This window comes from Serratia sp. (in: enterobacteria), assembly GCF_046715635.1.
Taxonomy (GTDB): Bacteria; Pseudomonadota; Gammaproteobacteria; order Enterobacterales; family Enterobacteriaceae; genus Chania.
Window position 1 is genome coordinate 1 of sequence record NZ_JBKJYW010000325.1, and the last position, 7,402, is coordinate 7,402.

The following is a 7,402-nucleotide window of genomic DNA, read 5'->3' on the forward strand; positions in this document are numbered from 1 at the left end:
GCGTAAGTTTTCACCTAGTGTAATGCGCCATTGTCTTAATCGCATGTGGTAAAAGCGGCGAATATAAAAATTTTTTCATGTTTCCCCTAATGGATGCCGCGCCAGAAGGAAAAATAGCCAGTTTTTGCCCCTCTTGACGCCAAGTTTCTATCAGAGAGTGGAAATGATGCGCGTTAAAAAGAAGTGTTATATGATATTGCTTATCATTATCATCTTGAGGTGGCGACCATGCTAGCAGCCATGATTACCGCGTGTGGGTTATGGGGGGTCAGTTGGTATCTTGGGAACCGGCTTGCCAGTGCCTGGGGAGTGTTATTACCCTGCGCCCTGATGCCGTTCCTGGCAATGATTGACCTGGATATGATGCAACTGCGTAGCCTGATGGTGACCGCCATGTTGGCAACGCTGGTGATGCTGTTCAACAGCCGCTGGCGTCACTATCTGTTGCTGCCTTCCTGTATGGCATTGGCCGGTGGATTAGCCGCGATCAGCCTGCATTTCAGCTTTAGCTAAAACGAAAAAACCACGCATTGGCGTGTTAGGTTTTGCTGGGGATTTGATACTGGGGTGTAATCGGAGAGGTCATCAATTGGTGCGAAGAGAGGGACTTGAACCCTCACGTCCGTAAGGACACTAACACCTGAAGCTAGCGCGTCTACCAATTCCGCCACCTTCGCACAGTCGATGTTGTTGCTTTGATTTCGATTTATATTACGTCGCCAGCTTGGTGCGAAGAGAGGGACTTGAACCCTCACGTCCGTAAGAACACTAACACCTGAAGCTAGCGCGTCTACCAATTCCGCCACCTTCGCATTCGATGCTGTGCAATATAAATCATGTGGTTATTTGGTGCGAAGAGAGGGACTTGAACCCTCACGTCCGTAAGGACACTAACACCTGAAGCTAGCGCGTCTACCAATTCCGCCACCTTCGCATACCAGATACGCTACCGGAGTAACGCTACCACGGAGGCGAATTCTAGAGATTTTGGCGGGGACGTCAATAGTTATTTCCCGGATTAGCGGCGTTTGCTGTAAAAAACGGCATATCAGTGGTTTTTATGGCCTTCAAACAACGTAATCAGCCAATCAATCAATACCCTGACACGCGGAGCGAGGAAACGGCCGGGCGGATACATGATGTAGATCGGCATCGGCGGTGGCGGCGTTTCGGCCAGCACTTCCACCAGTTCACCACTCTGCAACCAGGGGGAGAGCGTATAACGCGCTGCCTGGATCAACCCCAACCCGGCACGGCAGGCACTGGTGTAGGCATCGGCCCCGCTAACGCTCAATCTACTTGGTAACTCGCGCAGCTCAAGGCGACCATCACGGCAAAATTCCAGCGGGTAGTTGCGGTTATTCACCAACGAGAAATAGCCCACCGCCCGATGATGTTGCAGCTCATCTAACGACAGCGGAGTGCCAAACGCCTGTAGATAACCAGGAGAGGCGCAGGTGAGCTGGGGGAGTTGGGCAATCCGCCGCGCAACCAGGGTGTCGTCTGAGGTTTCCCAAGCCCGCAGCACGCAGTCCACTCCTTCACGCAGCAGATCGACATGGGTGTCGTTAGCCCCCAGCGCAATCTCTATCTCTGGATAGCGCTGATAGAACTCATCCAGCGCCGGGATGACGATTTCCCGCGCCAACGAATGGGGCATATCGATCCGCACTTTACCGGTGGGTTGCAGCTTGTGGTGGCTGAACAGGGTATCTGCTTCTTCCAGGGCGTCCAAAAGATGCAGACAACGTTGGTAGTACAGCGTCCCCTCGGCGGTGACCTGAACCTGACGCGTGGTGCGTACCAATAATCTGACGCCAAGCCGCTGCTCCAGGCGTTTGAGCACGTTGCTGACCGTGGCACGCGGCAGTTGTAACCGTTCTGCCGCGCGGCTGAAACTGCCAAGTTCCACGATCCGGGTAAAGATGCGCATAGCCTGAACTTGATCCATCTTGCCGCCCCCATTGTTGGTGATTTATGAACAGTGATGTGCAATCTGCATTATTTATCTTTGTGGCATAAACAACCAGACTTTGTTTCGACATCCATGTTCAACAAGGACCACACAATGCAACAGCGCAAATTAGGTACTAATGGCCCCCTCGTCTCTGCCCTGGGTTTAGGTTGCATGGGGATGAGCGATTTCTACTCCACCGGTTATGATGAGCAAGAAGCGATCGCCACGCTACATCGTGCGCTGGAACTGGGCGTGACCATGCTGGACACCGCAGATATGTACGGCCCGCACACCAATGAGCAACTGATAGGCAAGGCGATCAAAGGCAAACGCGACCAGGTATTTCTGGCCACCAAGTTCGGTATTGTGCGCGATCCGGCCGATCCCACTGCGCGGGGCGTGAGCAGTAAACCGGACTATATCCGCCGCTCGGTAGAAGGCAGCTTGCAGCGGTTGGGGGTAGAAACCATCGATCTTTACTACCAGCATCGGGTCGATCCGACGGTGCCAATCGAAGAGGTGGTTGGCACTCTGGCGGATCTGATCGCCGAGGGCAAGATCCGCCATATCGGCCTGAGTGAAACCTCCGTGGCGACTTTAGAGCGTGCACACCAGGTGCATCCGATCACCGCGTTGCAAACCGAATATTCCCTGTGGAGCAGGGATGCTGAACAGGGACAACTGGCCGCTTGCCAACGTTTGGGCATTGGCTTTGTCGCCTATAGCCCGCTTGGGCGTGGTTTCCTGACCGGGGCAATCCAGCGTATCGAGGACCTGGCGGCAGATGATTTCCGCCGTAGCAATCCGCGTTTTATGGGGGAGAACTTCGCCCGCAATCTGGAGCTGGTGGCCAAGGTCAGTGAACTGGCCAGGCAGAAAGGCGTTGCCCCGTCACAACTGGCATTGGCCTGGGTGATGGCGCAGGGGGAGTACATTGTACCGATCCCCGGAACCAAACGCCGCCGTAATCTGGAAGAGAACGTGGCGGCAGCGGAGATCACGCTAAGCGAGGAAGAACTGGCAGCGATCGAGGCAGTATTCCCACTGACAGGCGTGGCTGGGGCGCGCTATACGCCAGTAAGTATGGAGTTTATTAACGGCTGATGGCATACCTTGGGGAGAAAGGTTGTCATTCAAGGCGAGCAATTTCCCCTCACCCCCAACCCTCTCCCGCTGTACAGATCGCAGGCGTCATTAACATTTGTGCGAGGGAGAGGGGGCTGGTACGGAGCTGTGTTCAGGTACAGAAGTCAATCTGTAGCATGGCCGAACTTATAGGCAGGGTGCCGTAGTCAAATGGTGGCACGATCGATCCCCTCTCCCTGTGGGAGAGGGTTAGGGTGAGGGGCTTGTTATCTTTTCTTCTTCGCATCGCGTGGCTGGCGGGCTACGGTGGCTTTGTACACCTTGAAGCGGCCGTTCTGCGCCAACACTTCATGGCTGCCGAAGGTGGCATCCAGAATGTCTGGGTAAGGCAGGAAGGCGTTGGCGACGATACGCAGTTGTCCACCGATTGGCAGGTGTTTTAACGCCCCGCGGATCAGCGTTTCTGCGGCGGTCAGGCTGGTGGCCAGGCCGTCATGGAACGGCGGGTTGGAGATGATCAGGTCAAAGCGGCCGGTAATGTCGGAGTAGACGTTACTGACGATCACTTCCCCTTCAATACCGTTGGCTGCCAATGTCGCCCGGCTGGACTCTACGGCAGCGGCGTTGACGTCGCTGAGGGTCAGCTTCATTTTCGGCGACAGTTTAGACAGTACGGAAGCCATTACGCCAGCGCCACAACCCACGTCCAGCACTTTGCCTTTCATGTGTTTTTCCAGCGTAGAGAGCAGCAGTGAACTGCCTACATCCAGGCCGTCACGGCTAAACACGCCAGGCAGCGTCTTCACTTCCAGATCGTGCAACTGATAGCTTTCCCACCAGTCGGCCAGATCAAACTGGGTCTGCACATCGATGCGGCCATGATATAACCCACAGCGGCGAGCGCTGTCGATCTTGGCAAGCGTGGCATGGCCTTCCAGAGTTTGTTCTGCGCTGCGCACACCGCTGCGGTTTTCACCGACGACAAAAATCTCTGCGCCCACAGGCAGCAGGGCAAGGATGTTGCACAGTTGGAACTGCGCTTCCTGCTTGCTCTTTGGCCAGTAATACACCAGCGTATCGCACTCGGCGACGAAGGCGGGATCGACCGTCAGGCCGAACTGTGCATGCTCTCCCATCGTCCGGTTCAGTAACTGCCAGTGATGGTATTGCTGGGTGTGGACACGCACATCCGCGGCCTCGAATTGGGCCGGTAGGGTATCCTGCAGATCGCCGGCAAACAGCACGCGGCGTTCCATAAATTCATCACTGTGGCGCAGCATGACTTCACTGGCGGGGGTTAATGCAGACATCAGTTTTCGGCTCCTCAAGATTTAGCTGGGGATTATAGAGCTTTGTGGCCAGATGTTCGACGGGTTTTATCCCCCTTCATCTTTCAAGCAGCAGCGTTGTTCCCTGCGCGCCCTTACCCTAGCCACTTAGTTAATCTAAGTTCCTGGGGATAAGGGTTAGCCGCAGCTTGAAATCTATTGGGGATAGGCAGCGGTGATAATTTGAATAGTTAACGGGTCATAGCGCAGGCTGCGCGGGTTTGTTAGCATAGCGCGGCATAGGGCAGGTAGGGTGCGTCACACACGGGGATCGGCATGGCATCAAAACGCGACTGGTTGTTACAACAGCTGGGGATTACGCAGTGGACATTACGCCGCCCTGGAGTGTTGCAGGGGGAGGTGGCGGTAAGCGTGCCCCCGAACGTGCGCCTGCTGGTGGTGGCGCAGGCATTGCCAGATCAGCACGACCCGCTGTTTTGTGACGTGCTGCGCAGCCTGGGGCTGACAGCGGCACAAACCTATGGCCTGACACCGGATCAGGTAGCGATGCTGCCGCAAGATACCGAGTGCAACAGTTGGCGGTTGGGCGTCACGGAGCCGCTAGCGGTGGCCGGCGCGCAGCTACATAGCCCGGCGCTGGCCGAGCTTTCTCAAGATGCGAGTGCGAAACGCGCACTCTGGCAGCAGATTTGTCATCATGAACAGCATTTCTACCCTGACAGCGGCCGATCTGGCCACAGCCTTCAAGATTGAACAAGCCAGCCATGCGTTTCCCTGGACGGAGGCGACGCTAGCCAGCAATCAGGGCGAACGTTACCTTAACCTGAAATTGGCAACCGAAGGGCAGATGGCGGGCTTTGCCATTACCCAAATCGTACTGGATGAAGCCACGCTGTTTAATATTGCTATCCACCCAAGCTGGCAGCGCCGGGGCTTTGGCCGCATGTTGCTGACCGCCGTGATCGAGCAATTGGAAACGCGTGGTGTGGTTACGCTGTGGTTGGAAGTTCGAGCCTCCAATAGCGGAGCGATAGCGCTCTACGAAGACCTTGGCTTCAATGAAGTCACGGTGCGCCGCAACTATTACCCCGCAGCCAGTGGCCGTGAAGACGCGATCGTTATGGCGCTGCCACTGGGGTAGCGACTTATAACTCCCCTTGTGCAGCCGGTTTGGCCTGCCATTATGTTGTGCCGAAGAAACCATTGATTGTCACCGGTTGGTAAATCAGCGAAAATACTCGGCTACTATCTTTTTATTACCGCTTTGCCTGGCGCCGCGATCGGCGCGTTGTGATGATGAGCAGGGCGGACTAACCATAGAAACGTGAAAAACATGTCTCCTAGTGAATTCGCCCGCGAAGTTGCGAAAAGAAGAACTTTCGCCATTATCTCGCACCCGGATGCGGGTAAAACCACCATCACCGAGAAGGTGCTGTTATTCGGACACGCTATCCAGACTGCCGGTACGGTTAAAGGTCGTGGCTCCAGCCAGCACGCCAAATCCGACTGGATGGAGATGGAAAAACAACGTGGTATCTCGATCACCACCTCGGTGATGCAGTTTCCATATCGCGACTGCCTGATTAACCTGCTGGATACCCCGGGGCACGAAGACTTCTCCGAAGATACCTATCGTACCCTGACGGCGGTGGACTGCTGCCTGATGGTGATCGACGCCGCCAAAGGCGTCGAAGATCGTACCCGTAAGCTGATGGAAGTTACCCGCCTGCGCGATACGCCGATCCTGACCTTCATGAATAAACTTGACCGTGACATTCGCGATCCGATGGAAGTGATGGATGAAGTTGAGCGCGAACTGAAAATCGCCTGCTCACCGATCACCTGGCCGATCGGCTGCGGCAAGCTGTTCAAGGGGGTTTACCATCTCTATAAAGATGAAACCTATCTGTACCAGACCGGTAAAGGCCACACCATTCAGGAAGTGCGCATCGTTAAGGGGTTGAACAACCCGGATCTGGATGCCGCCGTTGGTGAAGACCTGGCCACACAGCTGCGTGATGAGCTGGAGCTGGTGCAAGGCGCTTCCCATGAGTTTGAGCAGGAAGCCTTCCTGGCAGGCGAACTGACACCGGTGTTCTTTGGTACCGCGTTGGGTAACTTCGGCGTCGATCATATGCTGGATGGGCTGGTGGCTTGGGCACCTGCGCCAATGCCGCGTAAAACCGATACCCGTGAAGTCGTCGCTGCCGAAGAGAAATTCACCGGCTTTGTGTTCAAGATCCAGGCGAATATGGATCCTAAACACCGTGACCGTGTGGCGTTTATGCGCGTAGTGTCTGGCCGCTATGAAAAAGGCATGAAGCTACGCCAGGTACGTACCGGTAAAGACGTGGTGATCTCCGATGCACTGACCTTTATGGCTGGCGACCGCTCGCACGTTGAGGAAGCCTACCCAGGCGACATCATTGGCTTGCATAACCACGGTACCATTCAGATTGGCGATACCTTCACCCAGGGTGAGGATATGAAGTTCACCGGTATTCCGAACTTTGCGCCAGAGCTGTTCCGCCGTATCCGCCTGCGCGATCCGCTCAAGCAGAAACAACTGCTGAAGGGGCTGGTCCAGCTGTCGGAAGAGGGCGCGGTGCAGGTGTTCCGCCCAATCGCCAACAACGATCTGATCGTTGGTGCGGTAGGTGTGCTGCAGTTCGACGTAGTGGTTGCCCGTCTGAAGAGCGAATACAACGTGGAAGCGCTGTATGAATCGGTGAACGTCTCCACCGCCCGTTGGGTAGAGTGTGATGACGTGAAGAAATTCGAAGAGTTCAAGCGTAAGAGTGAGCTGAACCTGGCGCTGGACGGCGGCAATAACCTGTCGTATATCGCGCCAACCATGGTTAACCTCAACCTGACGCAGGAACGTTACCCTGAAGTGGTGTTCCGCAAAACTCGCGAGCATTGATCTAGCGGCCCCTCACCCTAACCCTCTCCCTGTACAGACCGGGGACATCATGAACACTTGTTCGGGGACATGGTAGACACTTACAACATAGGTATGAGTACTTCTGAGTGGAGCTGCTTATGCCGTGGAATGAGAGATCTGCCATGT

At 55.3% G+C, this 7,402-nt stretch carries 7 protein-coding genes and 3 tRNA genes; 5 read left to right on the forward strand and 5 right to left on the reverse strand.

Annotated elements, in window-relative coordinates; genetic code table 11:
• Positions 1 to 228: 228 nt before the first annotated feature.
• Positions 229 to 513, forward strand: coding sequence for a DUF1435 domain-containing protein (locus ACLQ7H_RS17210; RefSeq protein ID WP_411753713.1), 285 nt, complete (start codon positions 229 to 231; stop codon positions 511 to 513).
• A 77-nt stretch (positions 514 to 590) separates the two neighbouring features.
• On the opposite strand, the gene ACLQ7H_RS17215 is transcribed toward ACLQ7H_RS17210, so the two are convergent.
• The 4 genes from ACLQ7H_RS17215 to ACLQ7H_RS17230 all read right to left on the reverse strand — a co-directional run bounded on the left by ACLQ7H_RS17215 (position 591) and on the right by ACLQ7H_RS17230 (position 1,951).
• Positions 591 to 677, reverse strand: a tRNA-Leu gene (locus ACLQ7H_RS17215).
• A gap of 48 nt (positions 678 to 725) precedes the next feature.
• Positions 726 to 812, reverse strand: a tRNA-Leu gene (locus ACLQ7H_RS17220).
• A 35-nt stretch (positions 813 to 847) separates the two neighbouring features.
• Positions 848 to 934, reverse strand: a tRNA-Leu gene (locus ACLQ7H_RS17225).
• A gap of 114 nt (positions 935 to 1,048) precedes the next feature.
• Positions 1,049 to 1,951: a LysR family transcriptional regulator gene (locus tag ACLQ7H_RS17230; RefSeq protein ID WP_411753714.1), complete on the reverse strand. Its 903-nt coding sequence runs from the start codon at positions 1,949 to 1,951 to the stop codon at positions 1,049 to 1,051.
• A gap of 117 nt (positions 1,952 to 2,068) precedes the next feature.
• On the opposite strand from ACLQ7H_RS17230, the gene ACLQ7H_RS17235 reads away from it, so the two are divergent.
• Entirely contained in the window at positions 2,069 to 3,061 is a 993-nt protein-coding gene (locus tag ACLQ7H_RS17235; RefSeq protein WP_411753715.1) for an aldo/keto reductase, read from the forward strand.
• A gap of 248 nt (positions 3,062 to 3,309) precedes the next feature.
• On the opposite strand, the gene rsmC is transcribed toward ACLQ7H_RS17235, so the two are convergent.
• Positions 3,310 to 4,353, reverse strand: a complete 1,044-nt coding sequence (gene rsmC / locus ACLQ7H_RS17240; RefSeq protein ID WP_065683642.1) for a 16S rRNA (guanine(1207)-N(2))-methyltransferase RsmC — start codon at positions 4,351 to 4,353, stop codon at positions 3,310 to 3,312.
• Positions 4,354 to 4,647: 294 nt separating this feature from the next.
• Here rsmC and ACLQ7H_RS17245 point away from each other — a divergent pair, with 294 nt between their 5' ends.
• The 3 genes from ACLQ7H_RS17245 (at position 4,648) to prfC (ending at position 7,255) form a co-directional block, all read left to right on the forward strand.
• Positions 4,648 to 5,085 (forward strand): DNA polymerase III subunit psi, encoded by a 438-nt coding sequence (locus tag ACLQ7H_RS17245; RefSeq protein ID WP_202672752.1) that lies wholly within the window; start codon positions 4,648 to 4,650, stop codon positions 5,083 to 5,085.
• Entirely contained in the window at positions 5,030 to 5,473 is a 444-nt protein-coding gene (gene rimI, locus ACLQ7H_RS17250; protein WP_411753716.1) for a ribosomal protein S18-alanine N-acetyltransferase, read from the forward strand. Before ACLQ7H_RS17245 ends, rimI begins: the two co-directional genes overlap by 56 nt.
• Before the next feature lie 192 nt (positions 5,474 to 5,665).
• Positions 5,666 to 7,255, forward strand: coding sequence for a peptide chain release factor 3 (gene prfC / locus ACLQ7H_RS17255; protein WP_411753717.1), 1,590 nt, complete (start codon positions 5,666 to 5,668; stop codon positions 7,253 to 7,255).
• Positions 7,256 to 7,402: the final 147 nt, after the last annotated feature.